Origin of the sequence: Microbacterium lacus (genome assembly GCF_039531105.1) — a bacterium.
Lineage (GTDB): Bacteria > Actinomycetota > Actinomycetes > Actinomycetales > Microbacteriaceae > Microbacterium > Microbacterium lacus.
This window is the reverse complement of sequence record NZ_BAAAPK010000002.1, coordinates 121,878-141,699: the sequence shown is the minus strand read 5'-3', so window position 1 is coordinate 141,699 and position 19,822 is coordinate 121,878. Positions and strand designations below refer to the sequence as shown.

The 19,822-nt window shown below is 71.1% G+C and carries 20 protein-coding genes; 16 read left to right on the top strand and 4 right to left on the bottom strand.

The window, feature by feature from the left end; genetic code table 11:
- Positions 1 to 58: 58 nt before the first annotated feature.
- Positions 59 to 1,258 carry a cysteine desulfurase-like protein gene (locus ABD197_RS16155; RefSeq protein ID WP_344056007.1) on the top strand — a complete coding sequence of 400 codons (1,200 nt, stop codon included), beginning with the start codon at positions 59 to 61 and terminating at the stop codon, positions 1,256 to 1,258.
- A gap of 44 nt (positions 1,259 to 1,302) precedes the next feature.
- Positions 1,303 to 1,692, top strand: a complete 390-nt coding sequence (locus ABD197_RS16150) for a DUF1801 domain-containing protein (RefSeq protein WP_344056006.1) — start codon at positions 1,303 to 1,305, stop codon at positions 1,690 to 1,692.
- 4 nt (positions 1,693 to 1,696) lie between these two features.
- Here ABD197_RS16150 and ABD197_RS16145 read toward each other — a convergent pair whose 3' ends face one another.
- Together ABD197_RS16145 and ABD197_RS16140 are read right to left on the bottom strand one after the other, a co-directional pair.
- Positions 1,697 to 2,767: a LacI family DNA-binding transcriptional regulator gene (locus ABD197_RS16145; RefSeq protein ID WP_344056005.1), complete on the bottom strand. Its 1,071-nt coding sequence runs from the start codon at positions 2,765 to 2,767 to the stop codon at positions 1,697 to 1,699.
- Between the two features lie 182 nt (positions 2,768 to 2,949).
- Complete coding sequence (locus tag ABD197_RS16140) at positions 2,950 to 3,627, bottom strand: HD domain-containing protein (protein WP_344056004.1); 678 nt, start codon at positions 3,625 to 3,627, stop codon at positions 2,950 to 2,952.
- A 102-nt stretch (positions 3,628 to 3,729) separates the two neighbouring features.
- On the opposite strand from ABD197_RS16140, the gene ABD197_RS16135 reads away from it, so the two are divergent.
- From ABD197_RS16135 to ABD197_RS16095, 9 genes are all read left to right on the top strand, one after another.
- Positions 3,730 to 4,584 (top strand): IclR family transcriptional regulator, encoded by an 855-nt coding sequence (locus ABD197_RS16135; protein ID WP_344056003.1) that lies wholly within the window; start codon positions 3,730 to 3,732, stop codon positions 4,582 to 4,584.
- 50 nt (positions 4,585 to 4,634) lie between these two features.
- A complete protein-coding gene (locus tag ABD197_RS16130) occupies positions 4,635 to 5,942 on the top strand; it encodes a cytochrome P450 (RefSeq protein WP_344056002.1) in 1,308 nt (435 codons plus the stop codon).
- A gap of 1 nt (position 5,943) precedes the next feature.
- On the top strand, positions 5,944 to 7,017 hold the full coding sequence (locus ABD197_RS16125; RefSeq protein ID WP_344056001.1) for a PEP/pyruvate-binding domain-containing protein: 1,074 nt from the start codon (positions 5,944 to 5,946) through the stop codon (positions 7,015 to 7,017).
- A 63-nt stretch (positions 7,018 to 7,080) separates the two neighbouring features.
- Positions 7,081 to 8,919, top strand: a complete 1,839-nt coding sequence (locus ABD197_RS16120) for a PEP-utilizing enzyme (protein WP_344056000.1) — start codon at positions 7,081 to 7,083, stop codon at positions 8,917 to 8,919.
- A gap of 9 nt (positions 8,920 to 8,928) precedes the next feature.
- Positions 8,929 to 9,702, top strand: a complete 774-nt coding sequence (locus ABD197_RS16115; RefSeq protein WP_344055999.1) for an SDR family NAD(P)-dependent oxidoreductase — start codon at positions 8,929 to 8,931, stop codon at positions 9,700 to 9,702.
- Between the two features lie 18 nt (positions 9,703 to 9,720).
- On the top strand, positions 9,721 to 10,041 hold the full coding sequence (locus tag ABD197_RS16110; protein WP_344055998.1) for a 2Fe-2S iron-sulfur cluster-binding protein: 321 nt from the start codon (positions 9,721 to 9,723) through the stop codon (positions 10,039 to 10,041).
- Positions 10,041 to 11,327 (top strand): NAD(P)/FAD-dependent oxidoreductase, encoded by a 1,287-nt coding sequence (locus ABD197_RS16105; protein WP_344055997.1) that lies wholly within the window; start codon positions 10,041 to 10,043, stop codon positions 11,325 to 11,327. The genes ABD197_RS16110 and ABD197_RS16105 overlap by 1 nt, the downstream gene beginning before the upstream one ends.
- 9 nt (positions 11,328 to 11,336) lie before the next feature.
- Complete coding sequence (locus ABD197_RS16100; protein ID WP_344055996.1) at positions 11,337 to 11,981, top strand: HD domain-containing protein; 645 nt, start codon at positions 11,337 to 11,339, stop codon at positions 11,979 to 11,981.
- Positions 11,978 to 13,501, top strand: a complete 1,524-nt coding sequence (locus ABD197_RS16095) for an aldehyde dehydrogenase family protein (RefSeq protein WP_344055995.1) — start codon at positions 11,978 to 11,980, stop codon at positions 13,499 to 13,501. The genes ABD197_RS16100 and ABD197_RS16095 overlap by 4 nt, the downstream gene beginning before the upstream one ends.
- 172 nt (positions 13,502 to 13,673) lie before the next feature.
- On the opposite strand, the gene ABD197_RS16090 is transcribed toward ABD197_RS16095, so the two are convergent.
- Positions 13,674 to 15,074, bottom strand: coding sequence for an MFS transporter (locus ABD197_RS16090; protein ID WP_344056032.1), 1,401 nt, complete (start codon positions 15,072 to 15,074; stop codon positions 13,674 to 13,676).
- 125 nt (positions 15,075 to 15,199) lie between these two features.
- Between ABD197_RS16090 and ABD197_RS16085 the strand changes: the two genes are divergently transcribed.
- From ABD197_RS16085 to ABD197_RS16065, 5 genes are all read left to right on the top strand, one after another.
- Complete coding sequence (locus tag ABD197_RS16085; protein ID WP_344055994.1) at positions 15,200 to 15,913, top strand: GNAT family N-acetyltransferase; 714 nt, start codon at positions 15,200 to 15,202, stop codon at positions 15,911 to 15,913.
- A 76-nt stretch (positions 15,914 to 15,989) separates the two neighbouring features.
- Positions 15,990 to 16,130: a hypothetical protein gene (locus ABD197_RS16080; RefSeq protein WP_344055993.1), complete on the top strand. Its 141-nt coding sequence runs from the start codon at positions 15,990 to 15,992 to the stop codon at positions 16,128 to 16,130.
- 32 nt (positions 16,131 to 16,162) lie between these two features.
- Positions 16,163 to 16,621, top strand: a complete 459-nt coding sequence (locus ABD197_RS16075; RefSeq protein WP_344055992.1) for a hypothetical protein — start codon at positions 16,163 to 16,165, stop codon at positions 16,619 to 16,621.
- 25 nt (positions 16,622 to 16,646) lie between these two features.
- Positions 16,647 to 17,780, top strand: a complete 1,134-nt coding sequence (menC, locus tag ABD197_RS16070; protein ID WP_344055991.1) for an o-succinylbenzoate synthase — start codon at positions 16,647 to 16,649, stop codon at positions 17,778 to 17,780.
- Between the two features lie 140 nt (positions 17,781 to 17,920).
- Positions 17,921 to 18,748 carry a hypothetical protein gene (locus ABD197_RS16065; protein WP_344055990.1) on the top strand — a complete coding sequence of 276 codons (828 nt, stop codon included), beginning with the start codon at positions 17,921 to 17,923 and terminating at the stop codon, positions 18,746 to 18,748.
- On the opposite strand, the gene ABD197_RS16060 is transcribed toward ABD197_RS16065, so the two are convergent.
- The gene (locus tag ABD197_RS16060; RefSeq protein WP_344055989.1) at positions 18,749 to 19,789 is read right to left on the bottom strand and encodes a cupin domain-containing protein; all 1,041 of its coding nucleotides are present in this window, start codon (positions 19,787 to 19,789) and stop codon (positions 18,749 to 18,751) included.
- Between the last annotated feature and the right edge of the window lie 33 nt (positions 19,790 to 19,822).

Genomic DNA, 19,822 nt, shown 5'->3' with positions numbered 1-19,822 from the left:
CATCTCGGCGGGGATACGCTCGGGCACGGAGGAACCAGACCGAGAAGGAGATTGCACCGTGAGCCTCGACGTCGCCGCCCTGCGCGAGGGCTTCCCATCGCTGCGATCGGGCATCGCACACTTCGACGGACCGGGCGGGACGCAGACCCCACGGGTGGTCGGGGAGGCGATCGCCCGCACGCTCACCGGGCCGCTGTCCAATCGCGGCACGTCGGTGGCGAGCGAGCGCAACGCCGACGAGGCCGTCGGCGCGTTCCGAGCGGCGCTCGCCGACCTCGTGGGCGCCGACCCGCGCGGGGTCGTCTACGGTCGCAGCGCCACCCAGCTCACGTACGACCTCTCCCGCGCGCTCGCGAAGACCTGGGCCGAGGGCGACGAAGTGGTCGTCACCGAGCTCGATCACGACGCGAACGTCCGCCCGTGGATCCAGGCGGCCGAAGCCCGCGGGGTCACGGTCCGGTGGCTGCGCCTCGATCCGGCCACGGCCGAACTCGATCTGAGCGACCTCGACGAGGTCGTGAACGAGCGCACGCGGCTGGTCGCCGTGACGGCGGCATCCAATCTCCTCGGCACGATCCCGCCGTTGGCGATCGCGGCCCGCGCACGCGACGTCGGCGCGCTGGTCTACGTCGACGGCGTGCACTATGCGGCGCACGCGTTCGTCGACCTCGCTGCGCTCGGGGCCGACTTCTTCGTCTGCTCGCCGTACAAGTTCTTCGGGCCGCACTGCGCCGCGCTCGCGGCATCGCCCGCCCTTCTGGAGTCGCTGCGCCCCGACAAGCTGCTGCCCTCGACGGATGCCGTGCCCGAGCGCTTCGAGCTGGGCACGCTGCCCTACGAGACGATGGCGGGCGTCACGGCGGCGATCGAGTTCATCGCGGATGCCGCGGCCTCGACGGTCGGCGGCCGACGCGAGCGTTTGAACCGGGCGTTCGCGCTCTTCCACGCCCATGAGACCGTGCTGCGCGAGCGCATCGAGGACGCGCTCGCCGGGTTCGGCGAGCGCGTGACCCTGCACTCCCGGGCGATGAGCCGAACCCCGACGCTGTTCTTCACGTTCGCCGATCGCGATGCGGGCGAGGCCGCCCGATTCCTGGCCGCGCGAGACGTCCTCGCGCCGGCCGGCAGCTTCTACGCCCACGAGCCGTTCCGCGCGCTGGGCGTCCCGGTCGTCGCGGGGATGCGCGTCGGACTCGCGGCCTACAACGACGATCGCGACGTCGACCGGCTGCTGGAGGGGCTCGCGGACTTCGTCTGACAAGGTCGGTTCCCGACGTCGGCCGTCGGTGGCACACTGGGCGCATGGCAGGAGCGAAGACCGTCCCGACCGACGCCAGTGTTCCGGACTTCCTGAATGCGGCGACCCCCGCCCGCCGCGTCCGTGAGGGTCACGACCTCGCCGAGCTCTTCCGGCAGGTCACCGGCGTGGAACCGGTCATGTGGGGACCCTCGATCGTCGGCTTCGGCAGCTCCGATACCGCCGCGGGGGCGAGCTGGCCGAAGGTGGCCTTCTCGCCGCGCAAGGCGCAACTGACGATCTACGGGCTGAAGGACGCGCCCGAAGGCGAGGCGCTGCTGCCCGAGCTCGGCACGTTCACCGAGGGCGCCGGCTGCGTCTACCTCAAGAAGCTCGAAGACGCCGATCCCGACGTCCTCCGTCGGCTGGTCGAGATCGCCTGGGCCCGGGCCTAGCCGCTCAGGCGGACTCGCGCACCACGAGTTCGACCGGCAGCACGATCCGGTCGACGCCGTTCACATCGGGGATGCCGTCGCCCGTGGCGACCGCCAGATCCGGGCGCGCGATCGAGAGGAGCAGTCGCGCCATCGCGCGCCCCTGCCGAACGGTCTGCTGCCGGATCGTTGTGAGCGGCGGCTCCGCCGCGGCGGCAAGCGGAATGTCATCGAAGCCGACGACGGCGACGTCGTCGGGAACGCGGCGGCCGGCCCGGCGGAGGGCGCGCAGGGCTCCGAAGGCCATCAGGTCGGATGCCGCGAACAGGCCGTCGATGTCAGCCGAGCGCTCGAGCAATTGCTCGGTCGCCGATTCTCCTCCGGTCTGTGTGAAGTCGCCGTGCTCGACCAGCGCCGGATCGAACGCGTCGCCGAGCGCCGCGCGGAAGCCGTCGAGGCGGTCGGTCGCCGCCGACATGTCCTCGGGGCCGGCGACGGTCGCGATGCGACGGCAGCCGCGCGCGACCAGGTGCTCGGCTGCCAGACGTGCTCCTCCGACGTTGTCGTTGTCGACGTACGGCACCTCGATGTCGGTCTGCACGGGCCTGCCGCCGATCACGAGGGGGACTCCGGCCGCGGCCATGGCGGCGGGGATCGGGTCGTGGTCGGCGTGCTCCGAGATCAGCAGGACGCCGTCGAGGGGAGCGGTCCGCAGATACCGCTGGATGCGGTCGAGGTCGGGGTAGGACTGCGCCATCAGGAGCGTGGTCTGCAGCCCGGCATCCATGAGCTCCTGACTGACCCCGCGGATGATCGCCGAGAAGAACGGGTCGCCGAAGACCCGCGGGTCCGGTTCGGCGGCGACGAGCGCGATCGTGTCGGTGCGGTGGGTGACCAGGCTCCGGGCGGCGTGGTTCGGGACGTACCCCATCTCGTCGATCGCCTTCTCGACCCGAGCGCGGGTGTCCGGGTCGACGGAGGGGACGCGGTTCACAACTCGTGACACAGTGGCGCGGGAGACGCCCGCGACGGCCGCGACCTGCTCGAGGTTGGGTCGGCCGGTGCCGCGGCCGGCGGGGCGGATGGGCAGGGCCATGCGCACCTTCCCCTCGAGACTGCGACCGTGGACGCAGTGATGCTACTCCGACCGGGGGCGCGGCGCCCGTTCCGCGCCGAGTGCACGGCTCCGCGCCGAGTGCACGGCGTGTGTGCGTTCCTGTCCCGTTCGCTCGGCAAGAGCTCGTGCAATCGGCGACGACGCGGGGCGGGACGGGCAGCTCAGCGCAGGCCCTGGCGCTCCGGCGCGACGTCGATCGACCCGATCGCCGCGAAGCCGCGCGCCATCGCGCGGGCGGGCTCGGTGAACAAGCTCCCCTGTACGCGCAGCGACGTGATTCGCAGCGATTCCTCCCGCGTCAGGTCGAACCAGCCGCACACGATGTCGACCCCGTGGGGTGTGACCCGCCACACCTTGTCGGCATCCTTGACGACGGCATCCGAGGGGGAGAGCGCAACCGACCGGGAGTCGTGTCCGTCGATGATCTCGACGGCGCGCGCGACCAGCTCTGCGGGCCGGCCGAGCTCCGACAACACGGACGACGCGATCCGAGCGCCCTCGACCTCATGCCGGCGCACGAGATCCGGCCGTCCGCCGCCCGGCGCGATCGCCTCCAGGATCAGCGCCTCCGACACCGTGGACCAGCCGGTGTCGTGCAGAAGGATCGCGGGCAGCACGACGTCGGGGTCGGCATCCGGCACGAGGGGGAGGAGGGCGCGCGCGATTCCGTACGCGTACAGCGTGTGGCTGTCGTTGTTGCGGACCGCGAGGTGCGGGGCGGCGAGCCGCCACACGGCGGCATCCGCTTCGCGCAGGGATATCACGCCGGGCACGTCGGATGCCGGCGGGATGTGCGCGCGTATGTCCCGGTTCAGGCGCGTCGACGTCGGCGAGCTCATGCGGGCCACACTCCCAGCCGCAGCGGCCCGCAGGCAAGTACGCTTCCGCTCATCGGAAGTGCGAGCGCTCGCCGAGGAGCGCTCCGAGGCGAGGAGGCCGACATGGCCGGCGGAGTGAGCAGTCCGGGGCAGACGGTGGCGGGCCGGATGCTGTCGATCCTGGCGGTGTTCGAGCAGTCGCTCTCGCCGCGCAGCCTCACCGAGATCAGTCAGGAGACGGGACTCGCGCTCAGCACGACCCACCGCCTGCTCGCCGAGCTCGAGGACTGGGGTGCGCTCCAGCGCGACGACAACGGCCGCTACCAGATCGGCCTGCGCCTGTGGGAGCTCGGCCAGCACGCGGGCCGGCAGGTGCGCGACATCGCCCGTCCGCTCCTGCAGGACCTCTACAGCCTCACGCAGGAGACCGTCCACATCGCCGTCCGCGAGCGCACCGAGGCGCTCTACATCGACCGCGTGTACGGCTCGCGGCGCGTGCCGCAGGCCTCCCGCGTGGGCGGGCGGCTGCCGCTGCACGCCACGGCGGTGGGGAAGGTGCTCCTGGCCCATGAGGAGTCCTGGCTGCGCGAGGCGGTCCTCGCCCAGCCGCTGGAGAGCCGCACCCCGAAGACGCACGTCGATCCCGACGCCCTGCGGATCGAGCTGGACGTCATCCGCGCCCGTGGCTACGCCCTGACCGCCGATGAGGTGCGCCTGGGCTCCGCCTCGATCGCGGTGCCGATCTTCCAGCGCGACGGGGGTATCGGGGCTGCCCTGGGACTCGTGACCGCTGCCGACACCGCGGAGGGGCTGGAGCGGCACCTGCCGGCGATGCGCGGCATCGCGCATCGCATCGAGCGCAGCGTCGGCGGCTTCTCCCTGCGAGCCGTGAGGCCGGAGCCCCGCGGCCCGGAGCACCTCATTTTCACTCAGCGGAAGTCCGCTACCGGCGGCGCGAAGGGCGGAGGTGGAATGTGACCAGCGCACCGAGTGGTGCCCCTGCACCGGCGCAGAACGAAGGAGTCGTCATGGCAGCATCCCGCACCGACCTGCACGAGGCGGCGCCCTCGAGGGCCGCGGATGCCGCTTGCCCTGTCGACCACACGGCCTTCACCGCCGGCGCCGACCACCACGGGTACGAGCCGTTCGACATGACCGACCCCTTCCCCGCCTACGAGCGCCTGCGCCGCGAAGAGCCCGTCATGTACGACGAGCGGGTCGGTCTCTGGGTCGTCACACGCTGGGCCGACGTCCGCGCCGTGTTCGACGACTGGGAGACCTTCTCGAGCGAGAACGCGCAGGCCCCGGTGCGCGAGCGCGGCCCGGAAGCGACGCGGATCATGAAGGAGGGGGGCTTCACGGCGTACTCCGGCCTGTCGGCCCGCATCCCCCCGGACCACACCCGCATCCGCGCGATCGCCCAACGCGCGTTCACGCCGCGGCGGTTCAAGGCGCTTGAGCCGACGATCCGCGAGAACACGCGTGCAGCGCTGCGGCGCATGCTCGCCACCCCCGAGCGGCAGGGCGACTTCCTCCGCGACATCGCCTTCGACATCCCGACGATCACGATCCTCACGCTCCTCGGCGTCGACCCCGCGATGGTGCCCACGTACAAGCGCTGGTCGGACTCGCGGGGCGCGATGACGTGGGGCGACCTCAGCGACGAGCAGCAGATCCCACACGCGCACAACCTCGTCGAGTACTGGCAGGAGTGCCAGCGCCTGGTCGTCGAAGCCCACCAGGAGGGCGGCGACAGCCTGATCGCGGACCTCGTCGAAGCGCAGGGTGCGGGCGCCGAGATCACCGATCATGAGATCGCCTCGCTCTGCTACAGCCTGCTGTTCGCCGGCCACGAGACGACGACGACCCTGATCGCGAACTCGATCCGCGTCCTCCTCGGCCACCGGGCGGCATGGGAGGCGATCGTCGCCGATCCGTCCCGCATCCCGTCGGCGATCGACGAGGTCCTCCGCTACAGCGGCTCGATCGTCGCCTGGCGCCGCAAGGCCCTCCGCGACACCGAGATCGGGGGAGTGTCGATTCCCGAGGGCGCCGGCATCCTGCTCGTGATGGGCTCGGCCAACCGCGACGAGGACGTGTTCGCCCACCCCGACGTGTTCGACATCGACCGCACCGACGCGCGCAACCACATGTCGTTCGGATACGGCATCCACTACTGCCTCGGCAACATGCTCGCCAAGCTCCAGGACCGCATCGTCCTCGAAGAGACGGCCGCCGCCGTGCCGAGCCTGCGCCTGACCGGCGCCCCGATCGCATTCGGCGAGAACCTCTCCTTCCGCGTCCCCACGTCCGTCCCCGTCACCTGGGAGGCCTGACATGTCAGAGCGCCTGTTCACCCGCTTCTTCGACGAGACCGGCCCCGCACCGATCGAGCTCCTCGGCGGCAAGTGCGCCTCGCTCGTCGCCCTCACGACGGCCGGGATGCCGGTCCCTCCCGGCTTCGCGATCACCACGGACGCGTACACGGCCTTCATCGAGAGCTCCGGCATCGCCGACGACATCCACGCCCTGCTCGCCACGATCGACCCCGACGACGTCGAGAGCATCGACCGGGTCTCCGCGCAGATCCGCGACGAGATCCTCAAGCGCCCGGTGCCGCCGGAGATCCACGACGAGTTCTCCGAGGCGTACGCCGCGCTGCAGTCGCGCTTCGCCGAGGAGACCCCGGTCGCCGTCCGCTCCTCCGCCACGGCTGAGGACCTGCCCGATGCGAGCTTCGCCGGCCAGCAGGACACCTACCTCTGGCTCATCGGTCGCGACGAGGTCGCCGAGCACGTGCGGCGCTGCTGGGCGTCGCTGTACACGTCCCGCGCGATCGTCTACCGCCTGCGCGCCGGGATCCCGAACGAAGGCCTGTCGATGGCGGTCGCGGTGCAGAAGATGGTCGACGCGAAGGCCGCCGGCGTCGCGATGACCGTCGACCCGTCCAACGGTGACCGGTCCACGATCGTGATCGACGCCGCGTGGGGGCTCGGCGAGCTCGTCGTCTCGGGCCTGGTCACCCCCGACAATCTGCACGTCGACAAGGTCATGCTCACGATCTCGGCGGAACACCTGGGCGACAAGCACATCGAGCTGGTTCCGGATGCCGACGCCCGCGGCATCCGCGAGCACGAGGTCGAGCCCGAGCGGCGCAGCGTCCGGTGCCTGACCGACGCGGAGGTGACGGCGGTCGCCGCGATGGCCAAACGCGCCGAGAAGCACTTCGGCTCACCGCAGGACATCGAGTGGGCGATCGACCGGGGGCTCCCGGACGGCGAGAACCTGCTGCTTCTGCAGTCGCGCCCCGAGACAGTCTGGGCTTCCAAGGCGAGCGAGAAGGCCCCGTCGACCTCCGGCTTCGGCATCGCGAGCATAACCCAGTCGCTCATGGCCCAGATCGGCCGCTGAGCAGACCCCGCACGATAACCCGCATCACCCGAACAACCCGAACCGCAACCCGAAAGGCCCGACATGTCACAGGCGACCGCTGTCCTCTCACCCGCGAAGAACGCCTTCCCGAGCCCCTACGAGCAGCCGGCTCCCGCCGGCGCCGAGGGCTGGAAGGACCTCTACGCCTACAACCTGGTCTTCCAGGACAACCGTCGCGAGACCGAGGAGGCGAAGTTCTGGTTCTGCGACAGCCAGCACTGGCCCACCGTCACGAAGCCGTTCGAGACGATCGGGTTCGAGTTCGCCGTCGGGTGTCTCGGCCAGTACAACTCCCGGCAGCTGCTGATCCCGACGGCGAACGGCATCGAGTACCGCATCCACAACGGGTACGTCTTCATGTCGCCCGTCGCCGTCGACCCGCAGCACATCGAGGCGCGCGTCCCGCAGTTCATGCAGCGCGCCGGCCATTACTTCCAGAACTGGGAGAGCCTGCTGGCCAACTGGCACACGAAGCTCAAGGCCACGATCGACGAGCTCGAGTCCATCGAGTTCGCCGCCCTTCCGGATGCGATCGCGATCGACGACGTGCTCAGCGGCAAGGGCACCGGCCCCTCCACCGAGCTCCTTGCCGACTACGACCGCCTCATCGCGCTGGCCTACCGCGCGTGGCAGTACCACTTCGAGTTCCTGAACCTCGGCTACGTCGCGTACCTCGACCTCTTCATGTTCTGCAAGGAGGTCTTCCCCCGCATCCCCGACCAGGCGATCGCGACGATGGTGCAGGGCGTCGACATGGAGCTGTTCCGTCCCGACGACGAGCTGAAGAACCTCGCGAAGATCGCGGTACGCGACGGACTCGTTGCTCATTTCGCCGACACGTCGGATGCCGCCGCCCTGCTCGCGGCGATCGCTGCCGACCCCGCAGGCGCGGCATGGACGCAGGCGTGGCAGGGCGCCCAGGACCCGTGGTTCAACTTCACGACCGGAAACGGCTTCTACGCGCACGACGAGTACTGGCGCGACGTGCCCGAGACTCCGCTCGCGTTCGTCAAGGGCTACATCGAGCGGCTGCAGAACGGCGCCGACATCGACCGGCACGTCGATGAGCTCGTCGCCGAGCGCGACCGCATCACCGGGGAGTACGCCGAACTGCTGGACGGCGAGGCTCTGGAGACCTTCCACGGCAAGCTGGGCCTCGCGCGCACGGTGTACCCGTACGTGGAGAACCACAACTTCCACATCGAGCACTGGACGATGGGCGTCTTCTGGCGCAAGGCCCGCCAGCTCTCGGCCGTGCTGCACGCGCAGGGCTTCTGGCCGCAGGCGAACGACATGTTCTACCTCCGCCGCGACGAGGTGCGCGAAGCGCTCTTCGACTACGTGAACGCGTGGATGGTCGGCGCGCCCGCGATCGGACCCGACTACTGGCCCGTCGAGATCGAGCGTCGCCGCGGGATCATCGAGGCGCTCTCCACCGCCCGCCCGCAGCCGGCGCTGAACACGCCCCCCGCGGTGATCACCGAACCCTTCACGCTCATGCTGTGGGGCATCACCGACGACCAGATCCAGAACTGGCTCGGCAAGGGCGACGTCCCCGAAGGCACCCTCAAGGGGATGGCCGCCTCACCGGGCATCGCCGAGGGGCCCGCCCGCGTGATCTCCAGCGCCGACCAGCTCGCCGACGTGCAGGAGGGCGAGATCCTCGTGGCTCCCGTCACCGCGCCCAGCTGGGGACCGATCTTCGGGAAGATCCGCGCGACCGTCACCGACATCGGCGGAATGATGAGCCACGCCGCGATCGTCTGCCGCGAATACGGCATGCCCGCCGTCACCGGCACCGGCACCGCGTCCTCCGAAATCCGCACCGGTCAGATGCTGCGCGTGGATGGCAACTCCGGCACCGTGACGGTCCTCGACTGAGGCGCGACCGTGACCGACACCACGACATCGTCCTCCCCGGCTCCGCCGCGCACCGTGATCGTCACGGGCGCCGCGGGAGGGCTCGGGCGCGCGTTCGCCGAGGCGTTCGCCCGCCGGGGCGATGTCGTGGTGATCGCCGACATCGATCGGACCGGTGCCGAGCGAGCGGCGTCCGAGCTCGCCGCCGAGGGTCTCGACGTCGTCGGCACCGGCGTCGACGTGACGGATGCCGCCTCTTCGGCCTCCCTCGCGGCTCTGGCCGCGGCATCCGGTCCCGGCGGGATCGACGTCGTCGTGAACAACGCGGCGATCTATGCGACCCTCACGCGGTCGCCCTTCGAGGAGATCGACGAAGCGGAGTGGGATCGTGTGATGGCCGTGAACCTCAAGGGTCCGTGGCAGATCGCCCGGGCGTGCTCGCCGCACCTGAACGACGACGGCCGCATCGTGAACGTGTCCTCCGCGACCGTGCTGAGCGGGTCCGCCCACTGGGCGCACTACGTCGCGTCGAAAGCCGGCGTGATCGGCCTCACGCGCGTGCTCGCGAAAGAGCTCGGAGCCCGCGGGATCACGGTGAACGCCGTCGCGCCCGGATTCACGCTCACCGAGGCGAGCCACGGGCTGATCGAGGATGCCGCGTCGTACGGCATCGAGCGGGGATCCATCAAGCGTCCCATCCAGCCCGACGACATCGTCGGCGCCGTCCTCTTCCTCGCCGGTCCGGACGCCGCCTTCATCACCGGTCAGACCCTCGTCGTCGACGGCGGCCGGCAGTTCATCTAGACATTCCAAGGAGCAGCAATGAGCAGAGTCGTCTATACCGCCGATGACGGCAGCGTCACGACGATCGACGGACGACCCGGCGACTCGGTCATGGAGACCGCCGTCCGCAACGGCGTCCCCGGCATCGTCGGCGAATGCGGCGGCAGCCTGTCCTGTGCGACGTGCCACGTTTTCGTCGCTCCGGACACGCTCGAGCTGGTGGGCGGTCCGGGCGATCTCGAGGACGAGATGCTCGACGGCACCGCCGTGGACCGCCGGGAGAGCTCACGGCTGTCGTGCCAGATCAAGCTCGTCGACGGGTGCGAGTACCACGTCACGACGCCGAGCGAGCAGCTCTGATGCAGACCACGCTCATCGTCGGCACGTGCCAGGCGGGCGTGCAGCTCGCCGCGACGCTGCGCGACCTCGGCGACGCCGATCCGATCGTCATGATCGGCGAGGAGGGGCACCGCCCGTACCAGCGGCCGCCGTTGTCGAAGGGGTGGCTCAAGGGCGAGCTCGAGCCCGACGACGTGATCCTGCGCACCCGCCAGTGGTACGAGGATCGCGACATCCAGCTCATCGCGGGCGATCGCGTCGTCACGATCCACCGCGAGCCCGGCGGCTCCGGCGTCGCCCACACGCTCGGCGGGCGGCAGATCCCGTTCACGCGGCTGGCGCTCACCACGGGAGCGTCCGCGCGGCGACTCGCTCTGCCCGGCACCGACTACCGCGGCGTGCACTACCTGCGCGATGCGGACGACGCGATCTCGCTCGGCCCGGCGCTCGCCGAGCCCGGTGCCGAGCGCGTCGTCGTGATCGGCGGCGGCTTCATCGGCCTGGAGGCGGCGGCGGTCGCCCGGCAGCTCGGCAAGAAGGTGACGCTCGTCGAAGGGACCGGGCGCCTCATCGGCCGCGTGGTCGCCGAGCCGACGAGCGACTTCTACCTCGCGGCCCACCGCCGGCGCGGCACGGAGGTGATCCTCGGCGCGCGGCTCGCGCGGATCCTCGGAGAGGATGCTTCCGCCGCGGGGCGGCGCGGTTCGGTCACCGGCGTCGAGCTCGAGGACGGTCGTGTGCTCCCGGCGGACCTCGTCGTGGTCGGCATCGGCGTGATCCCGCGGGTCGAGCTCGCCGTGCAGCTCGGCCTCGACGTCGCCGGCGGCATCGTCGTCGACTCCGCGTGCCGCGCGTCGGACGGACGCACCGTCGCCGCCGGCGACTGCGCGATCATGCCGAACCCGTACCCCGCAGGTCTCGGCGGCATGATCCGCATCGAGAGCGTCAACAACGCCCTCGAGCAGGCGAAGATCGCCGCAGCGACGCTGCTCGGTCAGGACGCGTCGTACTCGACGGTGCCGTGGTTCTGGTCGGACCAGGCGGACCTCAAGCTGCAGATCGCCGGGCTCTCGGCCGGCTACGACTCCGTGGTCGTGCGGGGCGAACCGGATGCCGAGAGGTTCGCCGTCCTGTACTACCGCGACGGGCGGCTCATCGCCGCCGACTGCGTCAACCAGCCCGCCGAGTTCCTCGCGATCAAGCAGGTGCTCGCCAAGGGCAGGACCATCCCCCCGCTCGCCGCCGCCGACACCGGCGTGCCGCTGAAGCAATCCGTCGTCGACGCCCCCGTGGCGCTCGCATCCTGAGGTGAGGCCATGACCGTCCAGACCACGAACCCCGTCGACATCTCCCCGATCCACGCCGACGACCGGGATCGCGACCTCGACCCGATCTGGCGGGCGATCGTCGCCGAATCGCGCACGCGTGCGAACGACATCCACCTGCCGATCTCGTTCGCGTTCGCCGAGCGACTGTGCGACGCCTACCCGGATGCGGACGCCCTCGTCGTCCGCGTCGCGATCCTCCTGCACGACACCGGCTGGGCCCGCGTGGACGAGACCCGCATCCTGAGCGAGGGGTTCACCGGCGACTGGCGCAAGGCCGACGTGCGCTACGAGCACGAGCGGCACGGCTGCGACATCGCGCGTGAGGTGCTGCCCCCGCTCGGCTACGACGACGAGTTCGTGGCGCGCGTGACCGACATCATCGACGGGCACGACACCCGCCCCGAGTCCCACTCGCTCGAAGACAGCCTCGTCCGCGACGCCGACCGGCTCTGGCGCTTCACGCCGGCGGGCATCGCGCTCGCGTCGGGGTGGTTCGGCCTGACACCGGCGGAATACTGCCGGCGTCTGCGGTCCGAGATCGTGCCCGAGCTGCTCACCGAGGCCGCGGTGCAGATGGCGGAGGCCGAGCTCGCGCGCTCCGAGGTGCTGCTCAAGACGGAGCAGCTGTCGTGAGCACGCTGGCCGACCTGCCGACGGATGTTCCGGGACTCGTCGAGCGGATGCGGGAGCGCCACCGCGCAGCCATCGCCGACGTGCCTTACGCCGAAGTGGCGACCCTGCGGATCGGCGGAGACGAGGTCGCGTCGTCGGGGTCCGTGTCGCCGGTGATCGATCCGGCGACGGGGGAGCGGTGGGGCTCGGTTCCCGAGGCTTCGGCATCCGAGGTGGATGCCGCCGTGCGTGCGGCGCGCGCGGCGTTCCCCGCGTGGGCGGCGCTCGCACCGAGCGCCCGCGCCGACGCCCTTCGGCGCATGGCGGCGGCGATCGAGCGTCGGGCCGAACCTCTCGCGCTCACGAACACGCTTGAGAACGGGTCGCCGATCGCCGAGACGTCCGGTGCTGCAGGGAATGCGGCAGCCATTCTGCGGGTCTTCGCCGATCTGGCGGGCTTCCTCGAGAATCCGGACATCCGTCCGTTCCCCGGCGGCGTCAACGAGACGCTCGTCGCGCGGGATCCGGTGGGGGTGTGCGCGCTCATCGCGCCGTGGAACTTCCCGATCAACCTCGTCGTGATCAAGCTCGCCCCGGCGCTGCTGGCCGGGTGCACCGTCGTGATCAAGCCCGCCTCACCCACTCCGCTCTCGGTGCGCTTCCTCCTCGACGCGGCGGATGAGGCCGGCATCCCGCCCGGCGTGATCAACCTCGTGACCGGAAGCGGGGCGACGGGAGATGCGCTCGTGCGGCATCCGGACGTCGACAAAGTGGCGTTCACCGGGTCGACCCCCGTCGGCCGGCGGATCGCCGCGGCGTGCGGCGAGCTCCTGCGGCCGGTGACGCTCGAGCTGGGCGGCAAGTCCGCGGCGATCGTGCTGCCGGATGCCGACCTCGACGCGATGGCGGGAGTGCTGCTGCGCAGCTGCATCCGCAACACCGGGCAGACCTGCTACATCTCGACCCGCCTGATCGCGACGCCGGAGCGGTACGACGAGCTCGTCGAGATGGTGACCTCGGTGATCGGCGCGGCGTCGGTCGGCGATCCGCTGGATCCGACCACGGTGTTCGGCCCGGTCGCGACCGCCGCGCAGCAGGCTTCGGTGCGCGGCTTGATCCGGGCGGGGGTGGAGGAAGGCGCGCGCGTGACGCTCGGCGGCGATGTTCCCGCGCCGGTGGCCGGTGGGGCGTTCGTCGCGCCGACGGTCTTCGCGGATGTACGCGCGGACATGCGCATCGCGCAGGAGGAGATCTTCGGGCCGGTCGTCACGATCCTGCCCGCGCGCGATGTCGACGACGCGGTGGCGATCGCGAACTCGACGCGGTTCGGCCTGGGCGGCATCGTGTTCGGTGCAGACGAGGATGCCGCGCTGCGCGTCGCGCGCCGCGTGGACACCGGCTCGATCGGTCTCAACTTCTTCGCGTCGAACCACTTCGCGCCGTTCGGTGGGCGCCATGATTCCGGGCTCGGCCTCGAGTACGGCGTCGAGGGTCTGTCCGCGTACCTGACACCGCAGTCCGTGCACCGTCGCGCCCGCTGAGCCCGCGTCTCCGGGCTGCCGCGCCTCGCCGCCTCCCGCCGAGATGGTCCCTTTCCCGCCGAGATGGTCCCTTTCCCGCCGAGGTGGTGCCCACCGTGTCGTAACGAAACCCACCATTTCGGCGGAGAACCAACCGTCTCGGGAGGAAATCCGCCATCTCGGCGGGGCGCGCTCACTGAGGCAGGGACGGATGCCGCTCCCCGGCGGCCCGCGTCGGGATGAACAGCCCGACCACGAGCGCGAGCCCCGCGGCGGCCAGCCCCAGGACGAGCGACAGGGTGAAGCCCGCGCTCGACGGCACCGCGACGCCGCCGACATCGACCGCGGACGCGGCCAGGACCGCGCCCACCACGGCCGCGGCCGTCGAGGTGCCGAGCGAGCGGAACAGGGCATTGAGTCCGTTCGACGCGCCCGTCTCGCTCTGCGGCACCGAGCGCATGATGAGCATCGGCATCGACGCGTAGCCGAACCCGATTCCCGCCCCGATCAGGATGTTCGCCACGAGGATGTGCCACACCTCGGACGAGAACAGCAGCGTGAATCCGTATGCCGCGATGAGCGAGACCGCGCCGAGGAGGAGCAGGAGCTTCGGTCCGGTGCGCGTCGCGATCCGCCCGGCGACCGGGGACAGCACCATCATCACGAGCCCCGACGGCATGACGATCAGGCTCGCCACCAGAAGCGACAGCCCGAACCCGACGCCGGTCGCTGCCGGCAGCTCGAGCAGCTGCGGGTAGACCACGTTCGACGCGAACAGCGAGAACCCCATCGCGACCGAGGCGATGTTGGTCAGCAGCACCGCGGGCCGGGCCGCCACTCGAAGGTCCAACAGCGGCGCGTCGATGCGCAGCTCGTACCAGCCCCACACCAGCAGCACGGCGAGTCCGCCGAGCCCGCACGCGAGCACGGCGGGCGAGCCCCAGCCCCAGTCGCCGCCGCGCGAGATCGCGAGCAGGATCCCGATCAACCCCAGCGCCAGGCCCACCGCACCCACGTAGTCGAACCGGCCGGCGGTGCGCAGCACGCTCACCGGGACGATCCAGAGCACGAGCGCGAAGACGACCACCCCGAGTGCCGCGGCCATCCAGAACAGCACGTGCCAGTCGCTGCGCTCGGTCACCAGGGCACTGATCGGGAGGCCCAGCGCACCGCCCACCCCGAGCGTCGCGCTCATGAAGGCGATCGCCGAGTCCACCCGGTCCTCGTGCAGCACGTCGCGCATGATCGAGATCCCGAGCGGGACGACGCCGACGATCGCGCCCTGCAGGGTCCGGCCGACGATGATGCCGATGATCCCCGGAGACAGCGCGGCGATCACCGAGCCGACCACCATCACCGCCGTCAGCACCAGCACGATGCGCCGCTTGCCGTACATGTCGCCCAGGCGCCCCGAGATCGGCGTGATCACCGCGGCGGCCAACAGGGTCGAGGTGACCACCCACGCGGTGTCCTCGCGACTCGCGTCCAGCAGCTCGGGCAGCTTCGACTGGATCGGCACCATCAGCGTGAACATGAACGACGAGCACAGCCCCGCCGCGGCGAGCACCGCGATGATGGCGCCCTGACTCGGCATCCGGGAGAGACGTCTTCGTGCGTCCTCGTCCCGTGATCCCATCATTCGAGGCTATCGCCCGCTCACCTGTCCACGGCTGCGGCGGCCGACCACCGCGCGCGACACCCGCGAGTACCGTGGAGCGCATGGCCGATTCCGCCGCCGACCGTGGCATCAGCATCCGCCCGCTCGACACGGTCGAGGAGGTGTTCCGCGCCTCGGCCGTGCTCGCCGAGGTGTGGGGAGGCGACCGCTCCGGCATGCCGCCGAACCTGCTGCGCGCGCTCGCGCACTCCGGCAACTACGCCGTCGGGCTGTACGACGGCGAGGCGATGATCGGCGCGTCCGTCGCGTTCTTCGCCGCCCCCGCGGAGCGCTCGATGCACTCGCACATCACCGGCGTCCTGCCGGGCCTGCAGAGCCGGGGTCTCGGCCGCCTGCTCAAGCAGCATCAGCGCGAGTGGGCTTTCGCCCGCGACGTCGGCCACATCACGTGGACCTTCGACCCGCTCGTGGCCCGCAACGCGCACTTCAACCTGCGCGTGCTCGGCGCCCGCGTCACCGAATACCTCGTGAACCAGTACGGCCCCATGGACGACGGAGTCAACCGCGGCGACGAGTCCGACCGGATCATGGTGTCGTGGGCCCTCGCCGCCCCGCCCGTGCCGACGCCGCCCGCCGACCGGGTGGTCGCCGCCGTCGCCGTGCCCGAGGACATCGCCGCGCTGCGCGACGAGGCGCCGGCGGATGCCGCAGCCTGGCGCGTCCGCGTGCGCGAGGAGTTCCTCGCCCGGCTGTCCGAGGGCCTTGTCGTCGGCGGGTTCGACGACGACCGCGGGTACGTGTTCGTGCGCCCCTGAACCCCCGTGTATCAGGGGGGCGCTTCGATGCTCCTGATTCACGACGCGCGCCTGCGCGCAGAATCGGGGGGATGCCGTGCACACGCTCATCGATCGTCTGGTGGCGGTCTTCACACGCCCGCAGCGGCGCGGGGTGCGACTCGTCCGTCGCGCCGGCCGGCCCCGCCGGGCCCGCACGACCTTCATCGCTCCCGACGCGCACCTCGTCGTATCCTGACCGCGCACCCGCCGCTCGAGATCGGACCCGCCATGCTCCGCCGCACCCTCGCACTCTCCGCCGCCACCGTCCTCCTCGGCCTGGGACTCACCGCCTGTACGAACCCCATCGACCAGCTCGTGCAGGGCGGGGTCGAGCAGGGCGTCGAGGAGGCGATCGAGCAGGCGACCGGCGGCAACGTCGACATCGATACCGGAAGCGGCGCCTCACTTCCCTCGGACTTCCCGGCCGACGTGCCGGTGCCGCCCGGCACGATCACGTCTTCGCTCACGACCGACGGCATCTTCCAGATCATGACGACGCTCGACGACGTCGCGCAGGGCGCCACGTTCGCGGAGGAGGTCGAGGCCGCCGGCTACACCCTGACGACCTCGCAGGACCTCGGTGAGATGAAGGTCTGGATCCTCGAGAACGGCACCTGGACCCTCAGCGTCACCACGATCGACGGCGAGAGCCCCTACCTGTCGTACACGGTCGGCCCGGTCGGCTGAACCGTCCCGGGCGTAGCCTGGGCGCATGCCGATCGCCCGCCCCGCCCCGGCCGTGACGCTCGACGGGTTCGAGCTGCGCGTGCTGCAGATCCCGCTCGTCGCGCCGTTCACCACGAGCTTCGGCACCGAGGCGGTGCGCGAAGTGATCATCGCGCGTGCCCTCACCGCCGACGGTGACGGCTGGGGCGAGGTGGTCACGAGCGCCGCACCGCTGTACTCCAGCGAATACACGCAGGGGGCGTGGGATGCCGCGCTCCGCTTCCTGATCCCCGCCCTGCTCGCGGAGCGCACGCTCGCCCCCGAACAGGTCGCGGGCGCGCTGCATCCGTTCGTGGGACACCGCATGGCCAAGGCGGGGCTGGAGCTCGCCGTGCTCGACGCGGCGCTGCGCGCCGCCGGCCGACCGCTGGGGGAGTACCTGGGCGCGGTGCGCGACCGCGTGCCGAGCGGCGTGAGCGTCGGCATCCAGCGGGATCCGGCCGCTCTCGTCGAGGTCGTCCGGGGGTACCTCGACGAGGGATACGTGCGCATCAAGATCAAGATCAAACCCGGCCGCGACGTCGCGGACACCGCGGCCGTGCGGGACGCGTTCGGCGGCATCCCGCTGCAGGTGGACGCGAACTCCGCCTACACGCTCGCCGACGCGGACACGCTGGCGGAGCTGGACCGCTTCGACCTCCTGCTGATCGAGCAGCCGCTGCAGGAGGACGACATCGTCGACCACGCGACCCTCGCGCGGCGGTTGCGCACCCCGGTGTGCCTGGACGAGTCGATCGTCTCGCGCAAGGCCGCGGTCGACGCGCTCGCGCTGGGGTCGGCATCCGTCGTCAACATCAAGGCCGGCCGCGTCGGCGGCTACCTCGAGGCCGTCGCGATCCAAGACCTGTGCCAGGCGGCCGGCATCCCGGTGTGGTGCGGCGGGATGCTCGAGACGGGGATCGGCCGGGCCGCGAACGCCGCGCTCGCCGCTCTGCCGGGCTTCTCGCTGCCGGGCGACGTGTCGGCCTCGAGCCGGTTCTACGCGCGCGACATCGTGACCGAGCCCGCCGTGCTCGAGGACGGGCACGTGCGCGTGCCCACCGGCGCGGGCCTGGGCGTCGAGATCGACCCGGTCGCGCTCGAAGACTTCACGGTCGCGCGCGAAATCGTGCGGCGGTAGGCGGTTCAGGCATGGGTCGCGGCGGCTCGGCGTTCACAACTCCCGCATTCCGCGCGCCTGCGATGCCGGGTGCGGCGTCTTTCCGCGACCGGCTCGGAGGCCGGGGACGGAAACGTAGGAGTTATGCACAGCTGCTCGCGGTGACCGCCGTCCTCGCGCTTGCGGCGTGCGCCCCGCAACCCGCCGAAACCGGGGGAACACCGGCCGCGCTGCCCGCGGGAGTCCAGGTCGAGCTGTTCCAGCTGCGCTCGGACGTCGCCGAGCGCGGCGCGCAGGTGCGCGTGATCAACGACTCCGACGAAGACCTCACGATCACCCGCCTGACCTTCGCGGACGACTGGTTCGACGGCGAGGCCGTCCGCGACCGCACGAGCACGATCGCCGCCGGCCGCACGGTCGACCTTCGCTTCGGCCTGCCGCCGTCGGCGTGCGACCGTGAGCCGGATGCCGCCTCCCGCACGAGCCGCGTGACCCTCGAGCTCGCGGACGGCAGCACCGCCACGGTCGAGGTCGACGACCCGCTCGGATTCACGACCCTGATCCACGAGAAGGAATGCCTCCGCGCCGACCTCGCGAAGGCTGTCGCCCTGGAGTGGACGGAGTTCACCCCGAGCGCCGCGCCCGCTCCCGCCGCATTGACCCTCGGGATCGCGCCGGTCGGCGGCGCGGCTGCGGCGGAGCTCCTCGACGTCCAGACCACGAACCTCCTGAAGTTCGGCGATCAGCCGACGCCCTTCCCGCTCGGCCTCACCGTCGCCGGTACGGATGTCGCCACCGACGTGACCGTGCCGATCGTGCCGTTGCGCTGCGACCCGCACGCGGTCATGGAGGACAAGCGCGGCACGGTGTTCAATGTGCAGGTGCGGGTCGACGGCACCGAAGGTGCGGTCGAGGTCGCCGCTCCCGAGGCGATGCGCGGCGAGATCCTGCGCTGGGTCGCGGACTGGTGCGGGTTCGGGCCGGGCTGATCAGTCCACCGGGTCCCGCGGGTTCTTCCGCGCGACGATGAGCGGATCGATCGGCGTGAACGGGAACCTCGGCAGAGCGCGCTCGGGTACCCCGAACGACGCGGCGAGCACTTCGCGCGAGAACGCCGACGCGGTCGCCCGATACCCGATGTCGCCGGGGGTGGGCTGGTCGAAGAAGATCAGGAAGTGGATGCCGTCATCCTCGAGCGCCTCGATGTGATGCGGGTACGCGCGGGGGATGAAGTACGCCTGGCCGGGCCGCAGCTCGTATTCGTCCAGCGTCCCGTCCGGTGACAGCACGCGCATGCGCCCGTGTCCGCGGTGGACGTACCCGAGCTCCGCGGTGACCGGGTGCCAGTGCGGCTCGCGCATCCCGGCCCCGCCGATCGTCAGCGAGTACATCGAGATGTCCTCCAGCGCCGCCCAGAACTGCTTCCGCGCGAGCTTCGCACTGCCGTACGGGTACGCGAGCGGCGCGATCTGCCCGCCGAGGTCGAACAGCCGGGCGTTGGGCAGGCCCGCGGTGTCGGGAATGCGCGCGGCGCCTTCGCGGCGCACGAGCTGGGAGGCGTCGCCGCGGGGGAACGCCTGGAATGCGGATGCCGGAAGGTCGTACGTGTTGCCGAGCACGGCATCCGTCATCGCGTTCATGCTCGACTGCAGCGAGAAGTGCTTCGGGCGCGAGCTGCGCAGCGCCGCGATGATCTCGGCGGTCTCGTCGCCGATGTTCTCGAGGTGATAGACCGCCCCGGATTCGACGTGGTACATCTGCCCCGGGCCGACGACGAACGACGAGAACGCATCGGCGTTGCCGAGCATCGAGACGAGAACGGTGCCCGAGACGACGTACGCGAGCTGATTGGCGTTGACATTCCACTGCGGTTCGCGGACGGCGCCGGGCTCGAGCACGATGCGCTTGATCGACAGGCGCTTCAGGATCGGGAACCGCTCGCGGGTGAGCTCGTCGATCCGGCCGAGATCGCTCTCGAAGGCCGGCGCCGCGCCGGCGAGGTCGCGGACGTGGACGGACTGCTCGGGCATGAGGCCTCCTCGGACGAGTAGGAAGGTGCTGGG

What these genes read in the sequence shown, in the direction of transcription:
- ABD197_RS16150 (WP_344056006.1), top strand. Translation starts at nt 1,303, where the DNA reads ATGGCAGGAGCGAAGACCGTCCCGACCGACGCCAGTGTTCCGGACTTC.
- ABD197_RS16145 (WP_344056005.1), bottom strand. Translation starts at nt 2,767, where the DNA reads ATGGCCCTGCCCATCCGCCCCGCCGGCCGCGGCACCGGCCGACCCAAC.
- ABD197_RS16140 (WP_344056004.1), bottom strand. Translation starts at nt 3,627, where the DNA reads ATGAGCTCGCCGACGTCGACGCGCCTGAACCGGGACATACGCGCGCAC.
- ABD197_RS16135 (WP_344056003.1), top strand. Translation starts at nt 3,730, where the DNA reads ATGGCCGGCGGAGTGAGCAGTCCGGGGCAGACGGTGGCGGGCCGGATG.
- ABD197_RS16130 (WP_344056002.1), top strand. Translation starts at nt 4,635, where the DNA reads ATGGCAGCATCCCGCACCGACCTGCACGAGGCGGCGCCCTCGAGGGCC.
- ABD197_RS16125 (WP_344056001.1), top strand. Translation starts at nt 5,944, where the DNA reads ATGTCAGAGCGCCTGTTCACCCGCTTCTTCGACGAGACCGGCCCCGCA.
- ABD197_RS16120 (WP_344056000.1), top strand. Translation starts at nt 7,081, where the DNA reads ATGTCACAGGCGACCGCTGTCCTCTCACCCGCGAAGAACGCCTTCCCG.
- ABD197_RS16110 (WP_344055998.1), top strand. Translation starts at nt 9,721, where the DNA reads ATGAGCAGAGTCGTCTATACCGCCGATGACGGCAGCGTCACGACGATC.
- ABD197_RS16105 (WP_344055997.1), top strand. Translation starts at nt 10,041, where the DNA reads ATGCAGACCACGCTCATCGTCGGCACGTGCCAGGCGGGCGTGCAGCTC.
- ABD197_RS16100 (WP_344055996.1), top strand. Translation starts at nt 11,337, where the DNA reads ATGACCGTCCAGACCACGAACCCCGTCGACATCTCCCCGATCCACGCC.
- ABD197_RS16090 (WP_344056032.1), bottom strand. Translation starts at nt 15,074, where the DNA reads ATGCCGAGTCAGGGCGCCATCATCGCGGTGCTCGCCGCGGCGGGGCTG.
- ABD197_RS16085 (WP_344055994.1), top strand. Translation starts at nt 15,200, where the DNA reads ATGGCCGATTCCGCCGCCGACCGTGGCATCAGCATCCGCCCGCTCGAC.
- ABD197_RS16075 (WP_344055992.1), top strand. Translation starts at nt 16,163, where the DNA reads ATGCTCCGCCGCACCCTCGCACTCTCCGCCGCCACCGTCCTCCTCGGC.
- menC (WP_344055991.1), top strand. Translation starts at nt 16,647, where the DNA reads ATGCCGATCGCCCGCCCCGCCCCGGCCGTGACGCTCGACGGGTTCGAG.
- ABD197_RS16060 (WP_344055989.1), bottom strand. Translation starts at nt 19,789, where the DNA reads ATGCCCGAGCAGTCCGTCCACGTCCGCGACCTCGCCGGCGCGGCGCCG.